This window comes from Ancylobacter novellus DSM 506 (assembly GCF_000092925.1).
GTDB lineage: Bacteria > Pseudomonadota > Alphaproteobacteria > Rhizobiales > Xanthobacteraceae > Ancylobacter > Ancylobacter novellus.
The window spans coordinates 3,515,127-3,536,338 of record NC_014217.1; the positions used below are offsets into that span (position 1 = coordinate 3,515,127).

23 protein-coding genes and 1 tRNA gene are annotated in these 21,212 nt (G+C 68.1%); 12 read left to right on the forward strand and 12 right to left on the reverse strand.

What is annotated here, in order from left to right; genetic code table 11:
• The first annotated feature begins 85 nt into the window (after positions 1-85).
• The 3 genes from SNOV_RS16575 to SNOV_RS16585 all read left to right on the forward strand — a co-directional run bounded on the left by SNOV_RS16575 (position 86) and on the right by SNOV_RS16585 (position 1,839).
• Positions 86-382, forward strand: coding sequence for a hypothetical protein (locus SNOV_RS16575; RefSeq protein WP_013168113.1), 297 nt, complete (start codon positions 86-88; stop codon positions 380-382).
• 94 nt (positions 383-476) lie between these two features.
• Positions 477-695 carry a hypothetical protein gene (locus SNOV_RS16580; protein WP_013168114.1) on the forward strand — a complete coding sequence of 73 codons (219 nt, stop codon included), beginning with the start codon at positions 477-479 and terminating at the stop codon, positions 693-695.
• A gap of 16 nt (positions 696-711) precedes the next feature.
• Positions 712-1,839: a YihY/virulence factor BrkB family protein gene (locus SNOV_RS16585; RefSeq protein ID WP_013168115.1), complete on the forward strand. Its 1,128-nt coding sequence runs from the start codon at positions 712-714 to the stop codon at positions 1,837-1,839.
• A 12-nt stretch (positions 1,840-1,851) separates the two neighbouring features.
• Here SNOV_RS16585 and SNOV_RS16590 read toward each other — a convergent pair whose 3' ends face one another.
• Together SNOV_RS16590 and SNOV_RS16595 are read right to left on the reverse strand one after the other, a co-directional pair.
• Positions 1,852-2,355, reverse strand: coding sequence for an invasion associated locus B family protein (locus SNOV_RS16590; protein WP_013168116.1), 504 nt, complete (start codon positions 2,353-2,355; stop codon positions 1,852-1,854).
• A gap of 177 nt (positions 2,356-2,532) precedes the next feature.
• A tRNA-Ala gene (locus SNOV_RS16595) sits at positions 2,533-2,608 on the reverse strand.
• A 171-nt stretch (positions 2,609-2,779) separates the two neighbouring features.
• Here SNOV_RS16595 and SNOV_RS16600 point away from each other — a divergent pair.
• Together SNOV_RS16600 and SNOV_RS16605 are read left to right on the forward strand one after the other, a co-directional pair.
• Positions 2,780-3,064 (forward strand): YggT family protein, encoded by a 285-nt coding sequence (locus SNOV_RS16600; protein WP_013168117.1) that lies wholly within the window; start codon positions 2,780-2,782, stop codon positions 3,062-3,064.
• Positions 3,061-3,381, forward strand: coding sequence for a DUF167 family protein (locus SNOV_RS16605; protein ID WP_013168118.1), 321 nt, complete (start codon positions 3,061-3,063; stop codon positions 3,379-3,381). Before SNOV_RS16600 ends, SNOV_RS16605 begins: the two co-directional genes overlap by 4 nt.
• Positions 3,382-3,643: 262 nt before the next feature.
• On the opposite strand, the gene SNOV_RS16610 is transcribed toward SNOV_RS16605, so the two are convergent.
• The 3 genes from SNOV_RS16610 to SNOV_RS16620 all read right to left on the reverse strand — a co-directional run bounded on the left by SNOV_RS16610 (position 3,644) and on the right by SNOV_RS16620 (position 6,489).
• Positions 3,644-4,153 carry a GNAT family N-acetyltransferase gene (locus SNOV_RS16610; RefSeq protein WP_013168119.1) on the reverse strand — a complete coding sequence of 170 codons (510 nt, stop codon included), beginning with the start codon at positions 4,151-4,153 and terminating at the stop codon, positions 3,644-3,646.
• Positions 4,154-4,313: 160 nt separating this feature from the next.
• Positions 4,314-6,140 (reverse strand): translational GTPase TypA, encoded by a 1,827-nt coding sequence (typA, locus tag SNOV_RS16615; RefSeq protein WP_013168120.1) that lies wholly within the window; start codon positions 6,138-6,140, stop codon positions 4,314-4,316.
• Positions 6,141-6,255: 115 nt separating this feature from the next.
• Entirely contained in the window at positions 6,256-6,489 is a 234-nt protein-coding gene (locus SNOV_RS16620; protein ID WP_013168121.1) for a hypothetical protein, read from the reverse strand.
• A gap of 189 nt (positions 6,490-6,678) precedes the next feature.
• Here SNOV_RS16620 and SNOV_RS16625 point away from each other — a divergent pair, with 189 nt between their 5' ends.
• On the forward strand, positions 6,679-6,921 hold the full coding sequence (locus SNOV_RS16625) for a hypothetical protein (protein ID WP_013168122.1): 243 nt from the start codon (positions 6,679-6,681) through the stop codon (positions 6,919-6,921).
• A 139-nt stretch (positions 6,922-7,060) separates the two neighbouring features.
• On the opposite strand, the gene SNOV_RS16630 is transcribed toward SNOV_RS16625, so the two are convergent.
• Positions 7,061-8,173 carry a site-2 protease family protein gene (locus tag SNOV_RS16630; RefSeq protein WP_013168123.1) on the reverse strand — a complete coding sequence of 371 codons (1,113 nt, stop codon included), beginning with the start codon at positions 8,171-8,173 and terminating at the stop codon, positions 7,061-7,063.
• Positions 8,174-8,324: 151 nt separating this feature from the next.
• On the opposite strand from SNOV_RS16630, the gene SNOV_RS16635 reads away from it, so the two are divergent.
• On the forward strand, positions 8,325-8,822 hold the full coding sequence (locus tag SNOV_RS16635) for a pyridoxamine 5'-phosphate oxidase family protein (protein WP_013168124.1): 498 nt from the start codon (positions 8,325-8,327) through the stop codon (positions 8,820-8,822).
• Between the two features lie 69 nt (positions 8,823-8,891).
• Entirely contained in the window at positions 8,892-10,070 is a 1,179-nt protein-coding gene (locus SNOV_RS16640) for a hypothetical protein (RefSeq protein ID WP_013168125.1), read from the forward strand.
• 54 nt (positions 10,071-10,124) lie between these two features.
• Here SNOV_RS16640 and SNOV_RS16645 read toward each other — a convergent pair whose 3' ends face one another.
• From SNOV_RS16645 to SNOV_RS16660, 4 genes are all read right to left on the reverse strand, one after another.
• Positions 10,125-11,351, reverse strand: a complete 1,227-nt coding sequence (locus tag SNOV_RS16645) for an argininosuccinate synthase (RefSeq protein WP_013168126.1) — start codon at positions 11,349-11,351, stop codon at positions 10,125-10,127.
• Positions 11,352-11,443: 92 nt separating this feature from the next.
• Positions 11,444-11,983, reverse strand: a complete 540-nt coding sequence (locus SNOV_RS16650) for a hypothetical protein (protein ID WP_013168127.1) — start codon at positions 11,981-11,983, stop codon at positions 11,444-11,446.
• A gap of 9 nt (positions 11,984-11,992) precedes the next feature.
• The gene (rlmN, locus tag SNOV_RS16655) at positions 11,993-13,222 is read right to left on the reverse strand and encodes a dual-specificity RNA methyltransferase RlmN (protein ID WP_013168128.1); all 1,230 of its coding nucleotides are present in this window, start codon (positions 13,220-13,222) and stop codon (positions 11,993-11,995) included.
• Positions 13,223-13,305: 83 nt separating this feature from the next.
• Positions 13,306-14,052, reverse strand: a complete 747-nt coding sequence (locus tag SNOV_RS16660; protein WP_013168129.1) for a GyrI-like domain-containing protein — start codon at positions 14,050-14,052, stop codon at positions 13,306-13,308.
• A 181-nt stretch (positions 14,053-14,233) separates the two neighbouring features.
• Between SNOV_RS16660 and dapF the strand changes: the two genes are divergently transcribed.
• Genes dapF through SNOV_RS16680 form a run of 4 tightly spaced genes read left to right on the forward strand, consistent with a single transcriptional unit; the run spans position 14,234 to position 17,965 of the window.
• Entirely contained in the window at positions 14,234-15,115 is an 882-nt protein-coding gene (gene dapF / locus SNOV_RS16665; RefSeq protein ID WP_013168130.1) for a diaminopimelate epimerase, read from the forward strand.
• Positions 15,115-16,401, forward strand: coding sequence for a tRNA (N(6)-L-threonylcarbamoyladenosine(37)-C(2))-methylthiotransferase MtaB (gene mtaB / locus SNOV_RS16670; protein WP_013168131.1), 1,287 nt, complete (start codon positions 15,115-15,117; stop codon positions 16,399-16,401). The genes dapF and mtaB overlap by 1 nt, the downstream gene beginning before the upstream one ends.
• Positions 16,398-17,354 (forward strand): signal recognition particle-docking protein FtsY, encoded by a 957-nt coding sequence (gene ftsY, locus SNOV_RS16675; protein ID WP_013168132.1) that lies wholly within the window; start codon positions 16,398-16,400, stop codon positions 17,352-17,354. The genes mtaB and ftsY overlap by 4 nt, the downstream gene beginning before the upstream one ends.
• A 2-nt stretch (positions 17,355-17,356) precedes the next feature.
• Positions 17,357-17,965 (forward strand): septation protein A, encoded by a 609-nt coding sequence (locus tag SNOV_RS16680; RefSeq protein ID WP_013168133.1) that lies wholly within the window; start codon positions 17,357-17,359, stop codon positions 17,963-17,965.
• Between the two features lie 14 nt (positions 17,966-17,979).
• Here SNOV_RS16680 and SNOV_RS16685 read toward each other — a convergent pair whose 3' ends face one another.
• Together SNOV_RS16685 and SNOV_RS16690 are read right to left on the reverse strand one after the other, a co-directional pair.
• On the reverse strand, positions 17,980-19,026 hold the full coding sequence (locus SNOV_RS16685; RefSeq protein ID WP_013168134.1) for an aldo/keto reductase: 1,047 nt from the start codon (positions 19,024-19,026) through the stop codon (positions 17,980-17,982).
• 95 nt (positions 19,027-19,121) lie between these two features.
• Entirely contained in the window at positions 19,122-21,185 is a 2,064-nt protein-coding gene (locus tag SNOV_RS16690) for an acyltransferase family protein (RefSeq protein WP_013168135.1), read from the reverse strand.
• Positions 21,186-21,212: the final 27 nt, after the last annotated feature.

A 21,212-nucleotide genomic window follows, 5' to 3' on the forward strand; every position in this document is an offset into this window, starting at 1 on the left:
GGCGACCGGCGGAAAGCTCCGGCGGGGTTGACCGGCCGGGCTCATACCCTTGATCATAGGATCGGGGGCAACGGAGAAGTCCCGAATGCCGTCACGTGCCGTCACTGCCAGCGCCGCGCTCTGCGCAAGCTGCCTTGTCCTCGCGCTGGGCGCGGGCGAGGCCTTCGCGCAGAACAGGGCCCCGCTGGGTCTTGGGCAGCGCGGCAACACCGGCAATCCCGTGCTCAGGAATCCCGGCGCCTACACGCCGACGCCGCGCCGCGCCGGCCCGCCTCCGACCACCTGGAGCCCGGGAATGGTGTTGCCGCCGGCCGCCCGCCCCAACACGCCCGGCTGCGTCACCGCCCCCTGCAACACCCCGCCGATCATCACCCGGCCCTGAGCGCACAGGGCGCGCCGATCGCAGCTCTCTCCTGCCGAGCCGGAACACCGCTTCGGCAGCCGCGTTCTCCTGTCACCTTTTCAGGAGGCACACCATGTCGCTGCGTCTGTTTCCCCTCATGACCCTCGCCGCCACCGCCACCGCCCTGCTCGCCATCCAGAGGTCGCGCGAACAGGCCGTGTCGGATTTCGTCGCCGCCGGTTCGACCCGCAATGCCGGGCCGGAGGAAATGGAGCATCCGCCGAAGGACTGGGACAAGGTCGATCAGGCGATCGACGAGTCCTTCCCGGCCAGCGATCCGCCCGCCTACTGAGCCTATGGGACGGGCCATGGCCGCGGCGGACACGCGCGACAAGCGGGCCATATGGAGCGCGGCCCTCTGCGGCGCGGCAATCGGGGCGTATGCCAGCTCCGCCTTCCGCCCCGCCCTCCGCCAGGATTCGGAGGCCGGTGTCGCTGGTGATGGCGCGCATGACCCCGTGGACCACCGCCTCGGCGGCATCACCGCGCTTGATCCGGGGCGCGGCCGCGTCGCCGAAGCGCCGACGCAGATCCCCTATCGCGGCTGGCGCGACATCCTCATCCGCACCTTCAACGAATTCTTCGCCGACCGCGTGCTGAGCCTGTCGGCCGGCGTCACCTTCTACACGCTGCTCGCCATCTTCCCGGCGCTGGCGGCGTTCATCTCGCTCTATGGCCTGTTCCTCGATCCGGCGAGCATCCAGAGCCAGCTGGAGGCGGCCTCCTGGTTCCTGCCGGCGGGCGCCGTCGAGGTGATGCGCGACCAGATCGCGCGCCTGCTGGCGAACGGCCCGTCCAGCCTCGGCCTGCGATCCTTCTTCAGCCTCGCCCTGGCGCTATGGAGCGCCAATGCCGGCACCAAGGCGGTGATCGAGGCGCTCAACATCGCCTATGAGGAGGAGGAGCGGCGCTCCTTCGTCAGACTCACCCTCACCACCCTCGGCTTCACCCTCGCCGCCATCCTCTTCGCGGTGGTGGCGCTCGCGGCCGTGGTGGCGCTGCCGCTGGTGCTGAAGGTGCTCTATCTGCCGAGCGGCACGGAGTGGCTGATCTCGCTGCTGCGCTGGCCGGCCCTCGCCGTGGTAGTGGCCTTCGTCATCACCGTCGTCTACCGCTTCGGCCCCTGCCGCCAGCGCCCGCAATGGCGCTGGGTCAGCATGGGCAGCGCGGTCGCCGCCGTGCTCTGGCTGGCGACGTCCGTCGGCTTCTCCTGGTATGTGAGCCGCTTCGCCTCCTATGAGCAGACCTACGGCTCGCTCGGCGCCGTCGTCGGCTTCATGGTGTGGATCTGGCTCTCGGTGACAGTGGTCCTGCTCGGCGCCGAGCTGAACGCCGAGATCGAGCACCAGACGGCGCTCGACACTACCACGGGGCCGCCGCTGCCGATGGGCGCACGCGGCGCCGAGATGGCGGACACGCTCGGCGCGACGCAGTGAGCGCCGCCGGCGTCAGGGGCAGCGCGAGAGGATGCGCCGCGTCGCCGCGGTGACCCCGTCCAGCGAGAACACGTAGCTGGTGTCGTTGCCGCGCGCCGAGGTGGCGCTGATCGCCATTTCCGAGCCGCTGCGCAGCGCCTCCAGGAAGGCCGGCTCGCGCTCGGTCCGGCGCAGCCAGGCGCCCTTGCCGTCGGTGAACATGGTGAAAGTGTCCTCGCCGATGCTGGCGATGACCTTGGAGCCCTGGGCGAACTCATAGCCGGTCTGGAAGCTGACCTCGGTGCGCGACGGGCTGCGCTCGGTCGCCGTGACGAAGAAGGAGACGTCGCCATGGTTGAGGTTTGCCGGCCACTTCGCGCTCGGCCAGCTGATGGCATAGCACTCCGACTTCCCGTCCACCTTGTAGGTATAGGCGCTCCAGTCCTTGAACTGGCCCATCTCGGCCACCTGGGCGGCCATGGCGTCGGCAGCGGCGAAGGCCAGCAGGCCGAAAGCGAGGGCAGTTCTTGCGATCATCGGGCTCGAAGCTCCTGTCGTTACGAGTGTGACAGAGGCAAACTTGCGAGCGTGGCTTAAGAAAAGGTTAAGGTCGATCCCCAGCGGGGTGCCGCCAAATTGCCGGCATGCGCGAAAATCCAGGCCGCTCGGCGGGCAGCGCCGGAGGGGAAAACTTCTGAATTTTCGGTGAGGGCCTGGTGGAGCCGAGGGGATTTGAACCCCTGACCTCTGCAGTGCGATTGCAGCGCTCTCCCAACTGAGCTACGGCCCCAGGCTGTCAGGCCGCGCCTTGTACGGTCGCGGCCCGCCCGCTGTCAAGGCGAGTTCGTGCCCTCGCGCAAGGAGCATGTGAATGAGGGTTGCCGCAATGCGGCAGCGCCTTTAAGCATCTTGGCGGCGCACCCTTCCGTTGCGCGCCGACGCCCCCGTTCCGAGGCTCGCGATGTACTCGCTTCTCTGGCTGTTCGACACGATCATCACGCTCTACGTCTGGATTCTCATCGCCTCGGCCATCCTGTCGTGGCTGGTGGCGTTCAATGTCGTCAACCCGCACAACCCGTTCGTCCGCAATGTCGGCGAGTTCCTCTGGCGGGTGACCGAGCCGGTGCTGGCGCCGATCCGCCGCATCCTGCCCAATCTTGGCGGCATCGACATCTCGCCGGTCATCCTGATCATCCTGCTCTACTTCATCCGCAACCTCGTCTTCGAGGTCGTGGCGGGCGCGTGAGCGCACCGCTTCCCTGGACGCTCGCGCCCGACGGGCTCGTGGTGACCGTGCGGGCGACGCCGCGCGGCGGGCGCGACGCCATAGACGGGTTTGTGGAGCTCGGCGACGGGCGGACGGCGCTGAAGGCGCGCGTCTCCGTCGCGGCGGAGGACGGCAAAGCAAACGCCGCGCTGGGCAAGCTCCTCGCCAAGGCCGCCGGCATCGCCCCCTCGCGGGTGGACCTCGTCTCCGGCGCCACCGGAAGGACGAAGGCTTTCAAGCTGAACGGCGACGCCGCCGAAATCGCCGCGCGGCTGCAGGCGCTGATCGGGGAGTGAGGCGGGACGCCTCCTCGCCGTCATCGACCTACCCGTTAGCCGTCATCCCGGAATTGCCGCAGGCAATATCCAGGATCGCTCTCCCCTAAAGGCGCAATCGGCACGCGATCCCGGCTCTCGCTCCGCTCGACCGGAATGACGGCTTCATGGAAGCCGGCCAGCGAGCGCGCCCGCGCGACCATCCTTCGAGGCCGCCTGCGGCGGCACCTCAGGATGAGGTTTTATTGTGGGAGAGCGAAGAAGACAGCGGGCCGCCTAGGGCTCACCCGTTCCAGCCGAAGGCCAGTTTCTCCAGCGTGCGCTCGCCGAAGGTCTCGGTCGAGCGGGCGACGCCGGTGCCGCCCATGGCGCGGTAGAAGCCCAGCGCTGGCTCGTTGGCGGCCAGCGCCCATACCGCCAGCCCCTCGAAGCCGGCCGTGACGAGCTCCTTGCGTGCATCGGTGAACAGGCGGCGGCCGAAGCCGAGCCCCTGATATTCCGGCCGCAGATAGAGCTCGTAGATCTCGCCCTCATAGGGAAGGCCGCGGGCGCGGTTGCGCCCGACATTGGCGTAGCCGGCAATCGCGTCGCCGAAGGTGAGCACCACCACCCGGGAGCCCCGCCGCAGCGCCGTCTCCCACCAGGCGGGACCGCGCCGCTGGATCATCTTTTCCAGCTCGGCACCGGGGATGAGACCGCGATAGGCCGTGCGCCACGCCGAGTCATGGATCTCGGCGATGTCGGCGGCATCGGCCGGGCGAGCCCGGCGCGTCTCGATAAGAAGCGTGCTCATCGATCTAATGGGAGCAAATGCGCTCCCTTCGATCAAGGGCTTTCATCGTCAAAAGCACGTTCGATCCACCAGGGCGTTGCGCGGACGCCACGCCGGGGAACCGAGCGGACAGGCGTCGAAGGCCAGAACGCCCGCAGTTGCGGGCGCCCTCGGCTTCGGCTCACACGCCCTCGGCTTCCTTGCGCCGTTCCTCGCGCTTGCGGTCGTTCGGATCGAGCAGACGCTTGCGCAGACGAATCGACTTCGGCGTCACCTCGACCAGCTCGTCGTCCTGGATCCAGGCCAGCGCGCGCTCCAGCGTCATGCGGATCGGCGGGGTTAGGCGCACCGCCTCGTCCTTCGACGTCGTGCGGATGTTGGTGAGCTTCTTGCCCTTGAGGACGTTCACCTCGAGGTCGTTGTCGCGGGTGTGGATGCCGATCAGCATGCCCTGATAGACCTTCCAGCCGGGCTCGATCATCATCGGGCCGCGATCCTCAAGGTTCCACAGCGCATAGGCCACCGCCTCGCCCGCCTCGTTGGCGATCAGAACGCCATTGGTGCGGCCGGCGATCTCGCCCTTGTAGGGCGCGTATTCGTGGAACAGCCGGTTCATGATGGCGGTACCGCGGGTGTCGGTCAGCAGTTCCGACTGGTAGCCGATGAGCCCACGGGTCGGGGCGTAGAAGACGAGGCGCACGCGGTTGCCGCCGGAGGGCTTCATCTCCACCATCTCGGCGCGCCGCTCGGACATCTTCTGCACGACGACACCGGAGAACTCCTCGTCGACGTCGATCAGCACTTCCTCGATCGGCTCCAGCGTCTCGCCGGCCTCGTTCTTGGTGAACACCACGCGCGGGCGCGACACGGCGATCTCGAAGCCCTCGCGGCGCATGGTCTCGATCAGCACCGCGAGCTGGAGTTCGCCGCGACCGGAGACGTAGAAGCTGTCCTTCTCGGTCGATTCCTCGATCTTCAGCGCGACATTGCCCTCGGCCTCGCGCAGCAGGCGGTCGCGGATGACGCGGCTCGTCACCTTGTCGCCCTCGGTGCCGGCGAGCGGCGAATCGTTGACGATGAAGGTCATGGTCACGGTCGGCGGGTCGATCGGCTGCGCCTTGAGCGGCGTGTCGACCGAGAGGTCGCAGAAGGTGTCGGCCACCGTGCCCTTGGACAGGCCGGCAATGGCGACGATGTCGCCGGCGACGCCCTCCTCGATCGGCTGGCGCTCGATGCCGCGGAAGGCGAGGATCTTGGAGATGCGGCCCTGCTCGACCAGCGAGCCGTCCTGCGCCAGCACCTTCACCGCCTGGTTCGGCTTGATCGAGCCGGAGGTGATGCGGCCCGTGAGCATGCGGCCGAGGAACGGATTGGCCTCGAGCAGCGTGCCGATCATCTTGAACGGGGCGTCCTCGACGGTCGGCTCCGGCACATGCTTGAGCACGAGGTCGAACAGCGGCGCCATGCCCTCGTCGCTCGGGCCTTCCGGCGAATGCGCCATCCAGCCATTGCGGCCCGACCCGTAGAGGATGGGGAAGTCGAGCTGCTCGTCATTGGCGTCGAGCGCCGCGAACAGGTCGAACACCTCGTTGATGACTTCCTGCGCGCGGGCGTCGGCGCGGTCGACCTTGTTGATGGCGACGATCGGCTTGAGGCCGACCTTGAGCGCCTTGCCGACCACGAACTTGGTCTGCGGCATCGGGCCTTCGGCGGCGTCGACCAGCACGATGGCGCCGTCCACCATGTTGAGGATGCGCTCCACTTCGCCGCCGAAATCGGCGTGGCCGGGGGTGTCGACGATGTTGATGCGGGTGTCCTTCCAGACCACCGAGGTGGCCTTGGCAAGGATGGTGATGCCGCGCTCCTTTTCGAGGTCGTTCGAATCCATCACGCGCTCGGCGACCCGCTGGTTCTCGCGGTAGGAGCCGGACTGCTTGAGCAGCTCGTCGACCAGCGTGGTCTTGCCGTGGTCGACGTGGGCGATGATGGCGATATTGCGCAGCTTCATATGGAAACACCAAAAAGCGGGCCCGAGACGGACCCGGACCCGCGTGAATTTTGCGGCGCACTATACTCAGAAAGCCTGCGAAGGCAACGACGGCGCCGCACGGCCTGTCGGCGGGTCAGTGATCCTGCCGCAGCTCCCACAGGCGCCGGATCTGCGGCGGCTTGAGGATGTCGCCGTCCGGGGTGCGCAGCCAGGCGACCTCGCGGTTCGCCGGCGACTGGGTCATGGCGAAGGCGACGGCGTCCTCCACCGAGTTGAACTCATAGGAATCGGGCCAGTGGTCCGGCGCATCGACGGCATGGGACGGCGGCCAGTATTGCAGCCGGACGGGTTCCTGATCGGGCGTCATGAACCTTCCTCCTCGAAGACGGGACGAGCGACAAGCGCCGCGCCCCGCGCGAGGACGCGACGGTGGCTGAAAACGCGCGGCAGGACGAAAAGTTCCACCATTGCGAAAATACCGGTCGCGGCGCGGCGCGGGCCTTGAAGCCTTCCCGCGACCAACCCAGTTTCAAACGAGAGGCAGGGAGCGACCGCGATGATCGAGACCAATGGCAAGCCCGGCGATCCGAAGGAGTATACCGAGCGCGAGGTCGACGAATCGGTCGAGGAGACCTTCCCCGCCAGCGACCCGCCGGCGCATAGCGGCATAACCGGCGACGAGCCGCCTCCGGCCGACAAGCGCGAGCCGCCGACCGAGGAAGAGATCGACGAGGCGCTGGAGGAGACGTTTCCCGCCAGCGACCCGCCCGCCTTCACCGGCGTGACCGGAGTGGGCTGAGGCTTCAGGTTCCGTCATCCCCGGACTTGGTCCGGCCATCCACGTCCTCGGCCCGGCCGGTGCAAGCCGACCAAGGTGTGGATCCCCCGGATCAGGCCGGGGATGATGGCGCACCAGGCCGTTCACCCCTGAGCAGCCCTCACCCTGCCGGCTTCTTCGCCCAGGGGCCGAAGCGCCCTTCCGGCTGCGCGGCGCGCAGCATCATCATCTCGCCGACATTCTCCGGCGACAGCAGCCCGACCAGCCTGCCGCCCGCATCGACGACGCCGACCACCGGCGCGCCGCTCTCGGTGATGAGCTTGAGCGCGCGGTCGAGTGGCGAGCGCACCGGCACGGTCGGCGCCTCCGCCATCGCCTCGATGACCGAGGCGGTTGGCCCCTTCGCCTGCAAGGCATGGATCATGGCGTCGCGCGTGAGCACGCCGCGCAGATGCGTCGCGCCGTCGACGACGGGGAACTCTTTCTGCGTGGTGCGGATCAGCGCCTCGGCGGCGTCGCCGACGCTCGCCTGCGGCCCCAGCGTCTCGAACTGGGTGATCATCGCATCCTCGACCAGCAGCCCCTGCGCCGCCTGCTTCATCTGCACCGCCCCCGCCTCGCTGGAAGCGGCGAGGAAGACGAAGACGGCGATGATGATCAGCATCGGGTTGCCGAAGATGCCGAGCAGGCCGAAGCCGATGGCCAGCGCCTGACCGATCGAGGCGGCGGTCTGCGTCGCCTGGGCGTGGCTCATATTCATGGCGAGGATGGCCCGCAGCACCCGCCCGCCATCCATCGGGAAGGCGGGGATGAGGTTGAACACCACGAGGAAGATGTTGGCCGCCGCAAGCTTCGCCAGCAGGCTGGTGTTGGGATTCTCGATGCTCTCTATGTGCTCCATGCCGATCTGGCCGCCAAGGAAGATGAGCAGCACGAGCGCGATGACCACGTTCACCGCCGGCCCGGCCAGCGCCACGATCAGCTCCTCGGACGGCTTCTCGGGAATGCGCTCCAGCCGGGCGATGCCGCCGAAGGGCCACAGCGTCACCTCCGGCGTGTTCACGCCGTAGCGGCGCGCCGCGAAGATGTGCCCGAACTCGTGCAGCAGCACGCAGAGGAACAGCAGCGCCACGAAGGCGACGCCCTCCCAGGCCGCCCCCGAGCCGCCCCGCTGGTAATAGGCGGCCCAGATCCAGATCAGAAACAGTAGGAAGGTGACGTGGATGCGGACCGCGGTGCCATAGACATGTCCGACGGTGAGCGACCAGGGCATAGGAATCTCCTAGGGCGTGCTGCGTACAGCATAACCGCACCACCGTGACAGGACAGCGGATTTGCCCGTGCTTCGCGAGCGCTTAACAGGGAACCGGCCTTCCGCCGGCCGTGTTGCCCCTGAGATCACGGCACACGCCAAGGAGGCCCCCATGGACCACAAGACCACCGAAGAGGCCATCGACCATGTCTGGGAGATGATGGAGGACATCCGCACCTGCATGCTGGTGACCAAGCAGGGGCTCACCCTGCGCGGCCGGCCGATGCATGCCTTCCCCTCGCGCGAGGAGGGCTGCATATGGTTCCTCACCGACCGGCGCGGCCATGCCGACGACGAGCTCCGGCGCGACCCGCAGGGCGCGCTCACCTTCGCCAACGCCTCGAAGAACGACTTCCTGTCGGTGTCGGGCGAATGCGAGGTGAGCGACGACCGCGCCAAGGTCGACGAATTGTGGAACGACGCCGCCCGCGCCTACTGGCCGGAGGGCAAGGGCGATCCCAACATCCGCGTGCTGCGCTTCCTGCCAAGCGACGCGGAATATTGGGACGGCACGGCCAGCTCGATCATGATCACGCTGAAGATGGCCGCCGCGCGCCTCAAGGGCGAGCGCGCCGATCTTGGCGACAACCGCAAGGTGCCCCTGGAGTAGGCGCCAACCCGTGACTGCGGAGCGAGGCGATGGTACCGTTGCGGGAGATGATCCTGCGACGGTGCGCCCATGAACGTTCCCGCAGTAGTCCAGCCCGCGCCGGTTCCGGCGACCGTCAGTCGCGCGAGGCGCCGGGCCGTCATCTTCGTTCCCGGCCTCAAGCGGCGCGAGCGCAACCAGCAGCGGGACGCGCTGGTCGAGAACCTGCTCTTGAACGAGGACGTCCCGCTGCGCCGCTCGGCGAGCGACGGCGACGAGATCAAGATCGCCGGCACGGCCGGCGTCAGGCTGAAGGCCGCCAGGACCGGCACCGAAACCGACCCGCCGGCGCCGGGTGAGATCGACATCTTCGAGGCCTATTGGGGCGACCAGCTTCCGGTGGACGCCGAACAGCAGCCGCTGCGGCGCATGACCCGCGGCCTCGCCCTGCTGCGCTACTGGTTCGTCAGCCCGATGTGGGGCGCCTTCTCCAGCACGAGCTGGCAGATACCGGCCGGGCTGCTGCTCGGCGGCGGCGCACTGGTGCTCTGGTATCTGTCGCTGCTGGCGACGTTCGCGGGCCAATGGCTGGACCCGGCCTCGGACCTCACCGCGCAGGCGAAGCAGCTCATGTCCTTCGCCCCGTGGCTCGCCGACTGGCTCGCCGTGCCCATCGCCTATGTCGCGAGCTGGAGGATCTGGCCGCTGATCTCGCTGCTGCTGCCGATCACGCCGATCATGGTGATCGTCGACCATGCGCAGGCGGTCCGCCTCCTCCTGACCAACGCCATGGACGAAAAGGGCATCGGCCGCCGGGCGCGGGTGCGCAAGGCGGTCGCCGACGTCCTCAGCGCCGCGGCGGAGGCCCGCACGTCCGACGGCGAGCCGGCCTATTCGGAGATCGTCATCGTCGGCCACAGCTTCGGGACGATCATCCTGATCGACGTGCTCGCCGACTGGCCCTACGAGGCGGAGCTCGCGAAGCTGTCGGTGGTCACGCTGGGCTCGCCGCAGAGCGTGCTGGCGCGGCGCTCCTCCTGGCTGAAGGAGGAGACCCGCCGCCTGATGCAGGAGCGGCGTGTATCGGCATGGACCGACATTTCCGGCGAGGACGACTATCTGAGCGCGCCCATCGACGGCCACAAGGCCGCCTATGGCACGGCCTGCGCCCTGACGCTGTCGCTGGAACAGTCCGGGCTGCCCTTCAGCACCAGCGCGCACGACGCCTATCTCGCATCCTACGAGGTGCTGCGGCTGATCGTGAGGTAGCTCGGAAGAACGTCATGGCCGGGCTTGACCCGGCCATCCACGCCTTCTCGGCTGTCAGCCCATCTTCCGGTGGCGGCTCGCCAGCGTGCGCAAGCGCAGGGCGTTCAGCTTGATGAAGCCCGCCGCGTCGCGATGGTCATAGGCGACCGCGCCTTCCTCGAAGGTCACGAGGTCCTGGTTGTAGAGCGAATACGGGCTCTCGCGGCCGACCACCTCGACATTGCCCTTGTAGAGCTTGATCCGCACCGAGCCGGTGACGAATTCCTGGCTCTTGTCGATCAGCGCCTGCAGCATCTCGCGCTCGGGCGAGAACCAGAAGCCGTAATAGATCAGCTCCGCATAGCGCGGCATGATCTCGTCCTTGAGATGCGCCGCGCCGCGGTCGAGCGTGATGCTCTCGATGCCGCGATGCGCCTGAAGCAGGATCGTGCCGCCGGGGGTCTCGTAGACGCCGCGCGATTTCATCCCGACGAAGCGGTTCTCGACGAGGTCGAGCCGGCCGATGCCGTTCTCCTTGCCGAGCTCGTTCAGCTTCGTGAGCAGGCTCGCCGGAGACAGCCGCACGCCGTCGATGGCGACCGCGTCGCCCTTCTCGAAGGTGACGGTGATGTAGGTCGCCTTGTCAGGCGCAGCCTCGGGCGAGATGGTGCGCTGGTAGACATATTCCGGCGCCTCCTCGTTCGGGTCCTCCAGCACCTTGCCCTCCGAGGAGGAGTGCAGGAGGTTGGCGTCGACGGAGAACGGCGCCTCGCCGCGCTTGTCCTTGGCGATCGGAATCTGGTGAGTCTCGGCGAATTCCAGAAGGCGCGTGCGCGAGGTCAGCTCCCATTCGCGCCAGGGGGCGATCACCTTGATCTCCGGCTCCAGCGCGTAATAGCTCAGCTCGAAGCGCACCTGGTCGTTGCCCTTGCCGGTGGCGCCATGGGCGACCGCGTCGGCCCCGACCTGCCTAGCGATCTCGATCTGCTTCTTCGAGATCAGCGGACGGGCGATGGAGGTGCCGAGCAGGTACAGCCCCTCATAGAGCGCGTTGGCCCGGAACATCGGGAAGACGTATTCGGAGACGAATTCCTCGCGCACGTCCTCGATGAAGATGTTCTCCGGCTTTATCCCGAGCAGCTCGGCCTTGCGGCGCGCCGGCTCCAGCTCCTCGCCCTGGCCGAGATCGGCGGTGAAGGTCACCACCTCGCAGCCATAGGTGGTCTGCAGCCATTTGAGGATGACCGAGGTGTCGAGACCGCCCGAATAGGCGAGCACCACCTTCTTCACGTCGTTCGCCATGTCACATTCCAGGAAAGAAGCCGAGGCCGAAAAGCGCGCGGACTATAGGCATGGCCGACATATGTGCAAGCCGCGCCTGCGCCGCACCATTCTCAGGGCGCGGGCGGACCCGCCGGCGGCGGTGACCCGGCAGTGGCGGCCGGCGGCGGGGGCGTAGTCGCCGCCGATGGCGGCAGCGATGTCGCGCGCCCGACGGGCTTCCAGAAGCCGGAGCTCCAGCCGGCGACCAGCCAGTAGGCCAGTCCGCCGGCGAGACCGGCCGCGACGATGTAGAGGTCGCCGTTGAAGTCGGAAGGCGCCCGGTCGTAGGGCGCGAAGACCGAGGTGGCGAGCCAGGCCGACACGGCGCCGTTCGCCACATGGAAGATCCAGCTGCGTATGGCAAAGGCCTCGGCGAACAATATGCCGATCGTCGCCACCGCCCACATGGAAAGTGAAACGATCATGAGCAGATAGCTCGCGACCGCCAGCGTGTCGAAGGTGGCGACGGCCTGGTCCGGCGAGATGTCGGCGAGCACGTCGCCGAGCCGCCAATAGCCGATCAGCACCACCAGCATGGTGGCGACAAAGCCGGCGACCATGCCGAGCGGCACCACGATCAGCCGCAGCAGGAGGCGCAGCAGCCAATCCATGTCCACCGCCTATTCCGCCGCCGCGGCCATGGCGCGCAGCGCGAGCCGCTCGCGGGCGGAGAGCTTCTCGGTCTCGCTCTTCAGCTGCCCGCAGGCGGCGAGGATGTCGCGCCCGCGCGGCGTGCGCACCGGGCTCGAATAGCCGGCGCGGAACACGATGTCGGAGAAGCGTTCGATGGTCTCCCAGTCCGAGCACTCGTACTTGGTGCCGGGCCACGGGTTGAACGGGATCAGGTTGATCTTCGCCGGGATGCCGGCGAGCAGCCGCACCAGCGCCTTGGCGTCGGCCGGGCTGTCGTTGACGCCCTTCAGCATCACATATTCGAAGGTGATGCGCTTGGCGTTCGACGCCGCCGGATAGGTGCGGCAGGCGTCGAGCAGATCCTTCAGCGGGTACTTCTTGTTGATCGGCACCAGCACGTCGCGCAGCTCGTCGCGCACCGCGTGCAGCGAAATGGCGAGCATCGGCCCGACCTCGCGGCCGAGCTTCTCGATCTCCGGCACCACACCGGAGGTGGAGACGGTGATGCGTCGCTTGCCGATGCCGAGGCCTTCGCCATCCGCCAGCACCTCGATGGCCCTAGCCACCGAGTCGTACGCGTAGAGCGGCTCGCCCATGCCCATGAAGACGATGTTGGTGACGAGCCGGTCGCCCTCGGTCGGCAGGCCCGGCCCGACGGCGCGCTCCTGCCCGGGATAGTCGCCGAGCCGGTCGCGAGCGACCATCACCTGCGCCACGATCTCGGCCGCCGTCAGGTTTCGGACGAGGCGCTGCGTGCCGGTGTGGCAGAAGGAGCAGTTGAGCGTGCAGCCGACCTGCGAGGAGACACACAGCGTGCCGCGGTCGCTCTCGGGGATGTAGACCATCTCGACATCGTGCGGCTTGTCGCCGGCAATGTCGGGCGGCAGGCGCAGCAGCCATTTGCGGGTGCCGTCATTCGATACCTGCTCGACCACCACCTCGGGTCGCGCCAGCGTGAAGGCTTCCTCGAGCTTCGCGCGCAGACCCTTGCCGACATTGGTCATCTCGTCGAAGGAGGTGACGCCGCGCAGATAAATCCAGTGCCAGAGCTGGGCAACGCGCATGCGCTGCTCGCGCTCGCTCACGCCGATCTCGGCCAGCGCCTCGGCGAGGCCGGCGCGGTCCAGCCCGGCGAGCGAGCGGCGCGTATCCGGGCGCGCCTCGACGGCGGGCCGCGCCCCGGCGGCAGCGGCCGCAGTGGTATCGATCAGGTTCATCGCTTTATCGAAAAGTCAGTGTTTGCGCGCCTCATAGCACAGAGCGGCGGGCGTGGCGAATGCACGCCCCGCAGATCGGCCCTTCACTTCAGCGGCACCCAGATGTCGATCACCAGATCGTCCGGCGAGGTCGTGCGCGGGTCGGAGCGATATTCCTCGACATAGAGGTCCTCCGCCTCGAGGTCCTTGGCGTCGAGCAGGTTGGCGATCTGCTCATAGGTCGGGTCCATCGCGTCATAGGGGCCGCGATGGGTGAAGCGCAGCGCCTTGCCGGCCGGCGAGGCGGAGAACTCGACGCCGCTCTGCGGCTTCTCGGTGGTCGCGCCTTCGAAGGGCACCGCCGCCTCGAAGTCGAAGCCGAGATCGTCCGTCGTCGTGTAAATGACGAAGGAAGCGCCGGCCGGCTTCAGCTTCAGCCGCGCCATCTCGGCGTCGATCTCCTTCAACGTGGCGACGATAGTCGGGAAGGCCTCGTCCCAGGTCGCGTGCGCCTTCTTCATCAGCACCGGCACCGGCTTCATCTCCGCCGGATCACCGAAGCCGTCCGGCCGCTTCAGCGGGTCCGTCATCGGGGAGATGGCCTGCGTCTCGACGCCTTTGGGGTCGACCACCGGCGGCGCCACCATGTTGTCGTCGCCGGACGGCGCCTGACTGGGCGTATCTTGCGGCGGTGTCTCCGGAGCGCCCTGCGGCGCGGGCTGGGCTGCGGCCGGCGGGTCGGCGGGAACGGCGCTCTGGGCATGAAGCCCCGCCGGCGCCAGCAGAATCGCGAGCGCGAGCAGCACGGTCAGCCGTCGCACAAGGACGCGAGCGGGCGGTAGGTCGATCATCTCAGGTCACCGGAAACAGCGCGAACGCAGCCGCTCTCTTAGCATCCTCCAATGCCGCCCGCACCGCCGACGGCACCATCGAACACAGGCTGATTCTGGCCGACAAGTCTGGCCAATCCTTGGCGCTTCGCCATATAAGGGCGGCAACCCTTCGGTCCACAGGTCTAAAGCCGCAACCGTCATGGCCGCGTTGGAAAACCGTCCCTTCGTCAAGATGAACGGCCTCGGCAACGAGATCGTCGTCCTCGACCTGCGCGACGCGCCGCTCCCCGTGCCGCCGGCGGAGGCGCGCGCGCTGGCGCGCGAGGACGTGCTGCCCTTCGACCAGATCATGGCGCTCTATCCGCCGAAGAGCGAAGGCACGCGCGCCTTCGTGCGCATCATCAATGCCGACGGCTCGGAGGCCGGCGCCTGCGGCAACGGCACGCGCTGCATCGCGCTCTACGAGGCCGGCCGCACCGGCGACAACCATGTCGTGTTCGAGAGCGTCGCCGGCCTGCTGGACTGCACCGTGGCGCCGGAAGGGATCACCGCCGATATGGGCGTGCCGCATTTCGGCTGGCACGACATCCCCCTCGCCGGCCCGGTGGCCGACACCCGCGCCATCGAATTGCAGGCTGGCCCGGCGGAGGCGCCGGTGCTGCGCGCGCCCTCCGTGGTCAATGTCGGCAACCCGCACGCCATCTTCTGGGTGCACGATATCGAGGCGGTCGATCTCGGCCGCTACGGGCCGGAGCTGGAGCACCATCCCGTGTTCCCCGAGCGGGCCAACATCTCGGCGGCTCAGGTCGTCTCCCCCGACCACATCGTGCTCAAGGTGTGGGAACGCGGCGCCGGCCTGACCAAGGCTTGCGGCTCGGCCGCCTGCGCCGCCGCCGTGTCGGCCGCCCGCATCGGCCTCACCGGCCGGCGCGTCACCGTCACCCTGCCCGGCGGCGACCTCGTGATCGATTGGCGCGAGAGCGACGACCACATCCTCATGACCGGCCCGGCCGTGTTCGAGTTCGACGGCCGGCTCACCGCCGCCATGCTGGACGCGCCCACCGGCGTCGGCGCCGCCTGATGTCGCAAGCCTCCACCGTCGAGGTCGTGACCTTCGGCTGCCGGCTGAACGCGCTCGATTCCGCCACCGCCAGGGCGATGGCCGGCGCCGCCGGGCTGGAGCGCGCCGTCATCGTCAACACCTGCGCCGTCACCGGCGAGGCGGTGAAGCAGGCGCGCCAGGCGATCCGCCGGCTGAAGCGCGAGGACCCGGAACGGCGCATCGTCGTCACCGGCTGCGCCGCGCAGACCGAGCCGGCCGGCTTCGCCCGCATGGCCGAAGTCGACGGCGTGCTCGGCAATGAAGAGAAGCTGTCGCCCGAAAGCTGGGCGGCGACGCGCCGCGCACTCGACTTCGGTATCGACAATGAGGAGAAGATCCTCGTCGGCGACATCATGGCGGTGCGCGAGACCGCGCCGCATCTCCTCGACGGGCCGGCCGACACCATAGACGGGCACACCCGCGCCTTCGTGCAGGTGCAGAATGGCTGCGACCACCGCTGCACCTTCTGCATCATCCCCTATGGCCGCGGAAACTCGCGTTCCGTGCCGATGGGCGCAGTGGTGGAGCGGGTGCGCGCGCTCGTGGAACAAGGCTTCGGCGAGGTGGTGCTGACCGGCGTCGACCTCACCTCCTGGGGCGCCGATCTACCCGGCACGCCGCGTCTCGGCGCGCTGGTGCGCGCGCTGCTGAAGCATGTGCCGGAACTGCGGCGACTGCGGCTCTCCTCCATCGATTCCATCGAGGCCGATGGCGATCTCCTGCGCGCCTTCGCCGAGGAGGAACGGCTGATGCCGCATCTGCACCTCTCGCTGCAGGCCGGCAACGATTTGATCCTCAAGCGCATGAAGCGCCGGCACCTGCGCCGCGACGCCATTCGCTTCTGCGCCGAAGTGCGGCGCCTGCGGCCCGACATGGTGCTCGGCGCCGACCTCATCGCCGGCTTCCCGACCGAGACCGAGGCGCAGTTCCGCGCCTCGCTCGACCTCGTCGACGCATGCGGGCTGACGCATCTGCACGTCTTCCCCTTCTCGCCGCGCCCCGGCACGCCGGCCGCGCGCATGCCGCAGGTCGCCGGCGAGGTGATAAAGGACCGTGCCCGCCGCCTGCGCGAGAAGGGCGCGGAGGCGCTGCTGCGCCACCTCGCCGGCGAGGTCGGGATGAGCCGCGAGGTGCTGGCCGAGCGCGGCGGCATCGCCCGCACCGCCGGCTTCACTCCCGTCCGGCTGGGGCGCCCGCTCGCGCCCGGCACCCTCACCACTGTGCGCATCGCCGGCCATGACGGCGCGCGGCTGATCGCGGCATGACCGATATGACCGACACGAACGACACCACGTCCCGCCCCGGTTTCTGGAAACGCCTGACGCAGGGCCTGACGCGCACCGCGTCCGGGCTCTCGACCGGCATCACCGACCTCTTCACCAAGCGCAAGCTCGACGCGACGACGCTGGAGGAGCTGGAGGACGTGCTGATCCGCGCCGATCTCGGCGTCGAGACCAGCGCCCGCATCGCCGAGGCGGTCGGCAAGGGCCGCTACGACAAGGGCATCGACCCGGAGGAGGTGCGCAACCTCGTCGCCGCCGAGATCGAGGCGGTGCTGACGCCCGTCGCCCACCCGCTGGCCTTCAACACCGGCGCGAAGCCCTTCGTGCTGCTGATGGTCGGCGTCAACGGCTCGGGCAAGACCACCACCATCGGCAAGCTCGCCTCGACGCTGCGGGCGCAGGGCAAGAAGGTCGTGCTCGCCGCCGGCGACACGTTCCGCGCCGCCGCGATCGAGCAGCTGAAGGTCTGGGCCGACCGCACCGGTGCCGCCATCGTCGCCCGGCCGCCGGGCGCGGATGCGGCGGGCGTCGCCTTCGACGGGTTGCAGCAGGCGCGCGAAGTCGGTGCCGACGTTCTCATCATCGACACCGCCGGCCGGCTGCAGAACCGTGCCGAGCTGATGGCGGAGCTGGAAAAGGTGGTCCGGGTCATCAAGAAGCAGGACGCTTCCGCCCCGCATGCCGTGGTGCTCACCCTTGACGCCACGGTCGGGCAGAACGCCTTGCAGCAGGTCGAGGCGTTCCGCCGCGTGGCCGGCGTCACCGGCCTCGTCATGACCAAATTGGACGGGACGGCGCGCGGGGGCATATTGGTGGCCATCGCCGCCAAATACGGCCTGCCGGTACACATGATCGGCATCGGCGAGGGCATCGACGACCTGCAGCCTTTCGCGGCCCGCGACTTCGCCCGCGCCATCGTCGGATTGGAGAACTGAACATGGCCGACGCGCCCGCCGGAAACACTGCCGAGAACACGCCGCTGCGCCGCATGCACCCGGCGATGAAGTTCATCCTGGAGCTCGGCCCGCTGGTCGTCTTCTTCGTCGCCAATGGGCGCGGCGGGATTTATGTCGCTACCGCCGCCTTCATGATCGCCACGCTGGTGGCGCTGGCGGTGATGTGGATCATCGCCCGCAGGATCGCGGTCATGCCGCTGGTCTCGGCCGCCGTCGTGTTGGTGTTCGGTACGCTGACCATCGTCCTGCAGGACGATCACTTCATCAAGATGAAGCCGACCATCGTCAACGCCTTGTTCGGCCTCGCCTTGCTGGGCGGGCTGTGGCTGCGCAAACCGCTGCTGCCCTATGTGCTGGGCGACGTCTTCGTGCTCACCGAGCAGGGCTGGCGCGAGCTCACGATCCGTTGGGGGACGTTCTTCCTCGTCATGGCGGTGCTGAACGAGGTGATCTGGCGCAGCGTCTCGACCGACACCTGGGTCGCCTTCAAGACCTTCGGCTATCTGCCGCTGACGCTCATCTTCGCCATGGCGCAGGTGCCGCTGATGACGCGGCACAACGCCGAACCGGCTGAAAAACCAGGCGAATAGGCGGGTCGCGCCGCCTAGGGGCTCGGATTGCCGCGCAGCTGGTGCACGGCGTCGATCTTCTCTTCCAGCTCCGCCGTGATGGTGACATCGATGGTGGCGATATCGGTGACAAGCTGCTCCATGGTGGTGGCACCGATGATCACCGAGGTGACAAACTCGCGCGACAGGCAGAAGGCGATGGCCAGCTGTGCCGGATCGAGACCCGCCTCGCGGGCGATGCCGACATAGTCGGCGACCGCCGCGTCCACACCCGGCTTCTCGTAACGCTGGCCGCGCTCGAACAAAGTGGTGCGCGCGCCCGCCGGCCGGGCGCCGCCGAGATACTTGCCGGTGAGATAGCCCTGCCCCAGCGGCGAATAGGCCAGCAGCCCGCAATCCTCGCGCAGGCTCACCTCGGCCATCGCCGTCTCATAGGTGCGGTTGAGCAGGTTGTAGGCGTTCTGGATCGAGGCCGGGCGCGGGCCGCCGGTGCGCTCGGCCTCGGCGAGGAAGCTCATCGTGCCCCAGGCGCTCTCGTTGGAGAGGCCGAAATGGCGCACCTTGCCCTCCCTGATCAGCTCGCCGAAGGCGTCGAGCGTCTCGGCGATCGGCGTCTCCTCGCCGGGCGCGGACTTCCAGCGCGTCGGGTTGGAGCCGAAGCCCGATACCGGCCTGCCCGGCCAGTGCAGCTGGTAGAGGTCGATATAGTCGGTCTGCAGCCGCTTCAGGCTCTTGTCGATCGCCTCGCGCAGCTGGGCGCGGGTCGGGCGCGCCGGCGAACCGTCGTCGCGGAACCAGGTCATCTCCGACAGGCCGCAGGCCTTGCTGGCGAGGATCACCTTGTCGCGGTTGCCGCGGGCGCGGAACCACGTACCGATGACGCGCTCGGTCGAGCCCTGGGTCTCGGGCTTCGGCGGGATCGAATAGAGCTCGGCGGTGTCGAGGAAGTTGATGCCGCGGTCCAGCGCGTAGTCGAGCTGGGCGTGGCCCTCGGCCTCGCTGTTCTGCTGGCCGAACGTCATGGTGCCGAGACAGATGGCGCTGACCTCGAGGCCGGTGCGGCCGAGCGGGCGGTATTGCATGGGATGATTTTCGGGAATGTCAGGGACGGGTAGGCACGGATGGTAGGCCCGAGCCTGCTGCCGGACAAGATGCCGGAAGCCGAACGCGGTGGCCTCTACAACCGCGATTTCGGCGCCATCCCCGCCGCCTGCTGGCTGCGCAGGCTGTCCTCGATGTCGGCGAAGGCCGCCGTCATCGCCGGCGCCAGGAAGCTGGCGCCATAGGCGGAGATATGGTCGCGGTCCATGTAATAGCTGCCGTTGCGGTCGCCCCAGATATAGCGCCCGTCGCGCTTGAAGGCCTCCTCCAGGGACAGCACCCAGACCCTGTCGCCCTTCAGCTTCTCCAGCACGCCCTTGGCGAAGGCCAGACGCTTCTCGGCCACCCCAATGGGCGTCGAGGTCTCGAAGATCGCCGCCTCGAACTGCTCGTCGGAAAGTCCGCTGCCGATCCCGAGCAGGGCGGCCTGCTGCAGGATCTTCTGCGGCAGCACCTGCTGTTCGGGCATCTGCTGGATCACGACCACCGCGACGCCGAGGTCGAGATAGTCCTTCACCGTGGCCGGCACATGCGAGGCGAAGGTCTCGCGCGAGGCGGCGAGCGAGGGGAAATAGGGGTCGCCTTCCGGCGACAGCGCGAAGGAGCGGGCAGTCCCGGCGTCGTCCCAGCCGGGATAGAGCGACCAGCGGGCGACCATCACGACGACGTCGTAATGCCCGTCCCGCACCGCCTGCATCTGCCGCCGGGTGACGTCCTCGCAGACACCGATGTCGAACACGCCACGCTGGATGGAGGTGTGGTTGATCGGCGGGCAGCTGCCGACGCCGAAATGGTAGACGGCGTTCTCCTTGCCGATCTCGGCGAAGGCCGGAAGGATGGCGTAGGAATGGCTGTCGCCGACCACCAGGATGCGCAGCTTCGGGTCCTTCGGCATGTAGATGGGGCAGAGGTCGGCGCGCGTCGCCAGATCGCCCGGCCGCCGGCACTTGACGGCGAGCGTATGGGTGCGCACCGACGCCAGCAGCCGAGCCTCGCGGCTGCTGAGCTCGGGATTGGCGAGGCGGCTGGGAATGCCGCCGCTCGCGCTCGCATAGACGCCCATCACGGCGAAGACGACGCCGGCCGCCGAACACGCCGCGAACACGGTGCGCCGGCCCGGCAGCAGCGGGATGGGACGGCGGCGGAACGGCTGCTCGACGAAGCGCCAGCTGAAATAGGCCAGCACCAGCGACAGCGCCGCGAGGGCGAGCAGCAGCATGTCCGACGGCTCGCCCATGCTGCGGATACGGGCGAAGGCGAAGAGCGGCTGGTGCCAGAGATAGGCGCTGTAGCTGATCAGCCCGATGCCGACGAAGAGCGGCACCGACAGCAGGCGCGCGACCCATGTGCCCTGATGGCCGTAGAGCACGATCAGCGCCGCCCCGCCGACCGGCACGAGCGCCAGAAGGCTGGGGAACGGCGTGTAGCGGTCGAAGCGGAAGATCGCGAACAGGATCATTCCGAGCCCGAGCGCGCTCAACAGGTTGTTCGGCCTGGGCGCCCGGCTGGTGGCGATGAAGCCGCAGAGCGAGCCGACGAGCAGTTCCCAGATGCGGAACTGCGGCAGGTAGAAATTCGCCGCCGGCGCATAGCGCCAGCCCCATTCGGTGGCGAGGAGGCTGAGGACGGCGGTGGCAGCCACGCACCAGAACAGGAGACGGCGGCCGAAGCGCCAGAACACGGCGAGGGTGAGCGGAGCGAACAGGTAATATTGCTCCTCCACCGCCAGGCTCCAGGTGTGCAGCAGCGGCTTCAATTCGGCGGCCGCGGCGAAATAGCCGCCCTCCTCCCTCCAGAACAGGAAGTTGGACACGAAGAAGACGACGGAGACCACGCTGCGGCCGAAATCCCTCAACTGCTCGGGAATCATCCAGAGCCAGGCAAAGGGGATGCAGGCCGCCATGACGAGAAACAGCGCGGGAAGAATACGTCGCGCTCGTCGTTCGTAGAATCGGGCGATGGAGAATTCGCCGCGCTCGATCTCCGTCAGCAATATGACGGTGATCAGATAGCCGCTGATGACGAAGAAAATGTCGACGCCGACATAGCCGCCGCTGAAGACCTTGAAGCCGGCGTGAAACAAGATGACGGGAACGACGGCGACGGCCCGCAAACCGTCGATCTCGCTTCTATACTTCATATTACCTCAGGGCACGCAATAAGCGCC

Bases quoted from the DNA above. Each gene is read 5' to 3' on its own strand.
- rlmN (WP_013168128.1), bottom strand. From the start codon at position 13,222: ATGAACCTGATCGATACCACTGCGGCCGCTGCCGCCGGGGCGCGGCCC.
- ftsY (WP_013168132.1), top strand. From the start codon at position 16,398: ATGACCGATATGACCGACACGAACGACACCACGTCCCGCCCCGGTTTC.
- SNOV_RS16635 (WP_013168124.1), top strand. From the start codon at position 8,325: ATGGACCACAAGACCACCGAAGAGGCCATCGACCATGTCTGGGAGATG.
- SNOV_RS16585 (WP_013168115.1), top strand. From the start codon at position 712: ATGGCCGCGGCGGACACGCGCGACAAGCGGGCCATATGGAGCGCGGCC.
- SNOV_RS16610 (WP_013168119.1), bottom strand. From the start codon at position 4,153: ATGAGCACGCTTCTTATCGAGACGCGCCGGGCTCGCCCGGCCGATGCC.
- SNOV_RS16630 (WP_013168123.1), bottom strand. From the start codon at position 8,173: ATGCCCTGGTCGCTCACCGTCGGACATGTCTATGGCACCGCGGTCCGC.
- SNOV_RS16690 (WP_013168135.1), bottom strand. From the start codon at position 21,185: ATGAAGTATAGAAGCGAGATCGACGGTTTGCGGGCCGTCGCCGTCGTT.
- SNOV_RS16600 (WP_013168117.1), top strand. From the start codon at position 2,780: ATGTACTCGCTTCTCTGGCTGTTCGACACGATCATCACGCTCTACGTC.
- mtaB (WP_013168131.1), top strand. From the start codon at position 15,115: ATGTCGCAAGCCTCCACCGTCGAGGTCGTGACCTTCGGCTGCCGGCTG.
- SNOV_RS16680 (WP_013168133.1), top strand. From the start codon at position 17,357: ATGGCCGACGCGCCCGCCGGAAACACTGCCGAGAACACGCCGCTGCGC.
- typA (WP_013168120.1), bottom strand. From the start codon at position 6,140: ATGAAGCTGCGCAATATCGCCATCATCGCCCACGTCGACCACGGCAAG.
- SNOV_RS16660 (WP_013168129.1), bottom strand. From the start codon at position 14,052: ATGATCGACCTACCGCCCGCTCGCGTCCTTGTGCGACGGCTGACCGTG.
- SNOV_RS16685 (WP_013168134.1), bottom strand. From the start codon at position 19,026: ATGCAATACCGCCCGCTCGGCCGCACCGGCCTCGAGGTCAGCGCCATC.
- SNOV_RS16580 (WP_013168114.1), top strand. From the start codon at position 477: ATGTCGCTGCGTCTGTTTCCCCTCATGACCCTCGCCGCCACCGCCACC.
- SNOV_RS16650 (WP_013168127.1), bottom strand. From the start codon at position 11,983: ATGGATTGGCTGCTGCGCCTCCTGCTGCGGCTGATCGTGGTGCCGCTC.
- SNOV_RS16645 (WP_013168126.1), bottom strand. From the start codon at position 11,351: ATGGCGAACGACGTGAAGAAGGTGGTGCTCGCCTATTCGGGCGGTCTC.
- SNOV_RS16640 (WP_013168125.1), top strand. From the start codon at position 8,892: ATGAACGTTCCCGCAGTAGTCCAGCCCGCGCCGGTTCCGGCGACCGTC.
- SNOV_RS16620 (WP_013168121.1), bottom strand. From the start codon at position 6,489: ATGACGCCCGATCAGGAACCCGTCCGGCTGCAATACTGGCCGCCGTCC.
- SNOV_RS16575 (WP_013168113.1), top strand. From the start codon at position 86: ATGCCGTCACGTGCCGTCACTGCCAGCGCCGCGCTCTGCGCAAGCTGC.
- SNOV_RS16625 (WP_013168122.1), top strand. From the start codon at position 6,679: ATGATCGAGACCAATGGCAAGCCCGGCGATCCGAAGGAGTATACCGAG.
- SNOV_RS16590 (WP_013168116.1), bottom strand. From the start codon at position 2,355: ATGATCGCAAGAACTGCCCTCGCTTTCGGCCTGCTGGCCTTCGCCGCT.
- dapF (WP_013168130.1), top strand. From the start codon at position 14,234: ATGGCCGCGTTGGAAAACCGTCCCTTCGTCAAGATGAACGGCCTCGGC.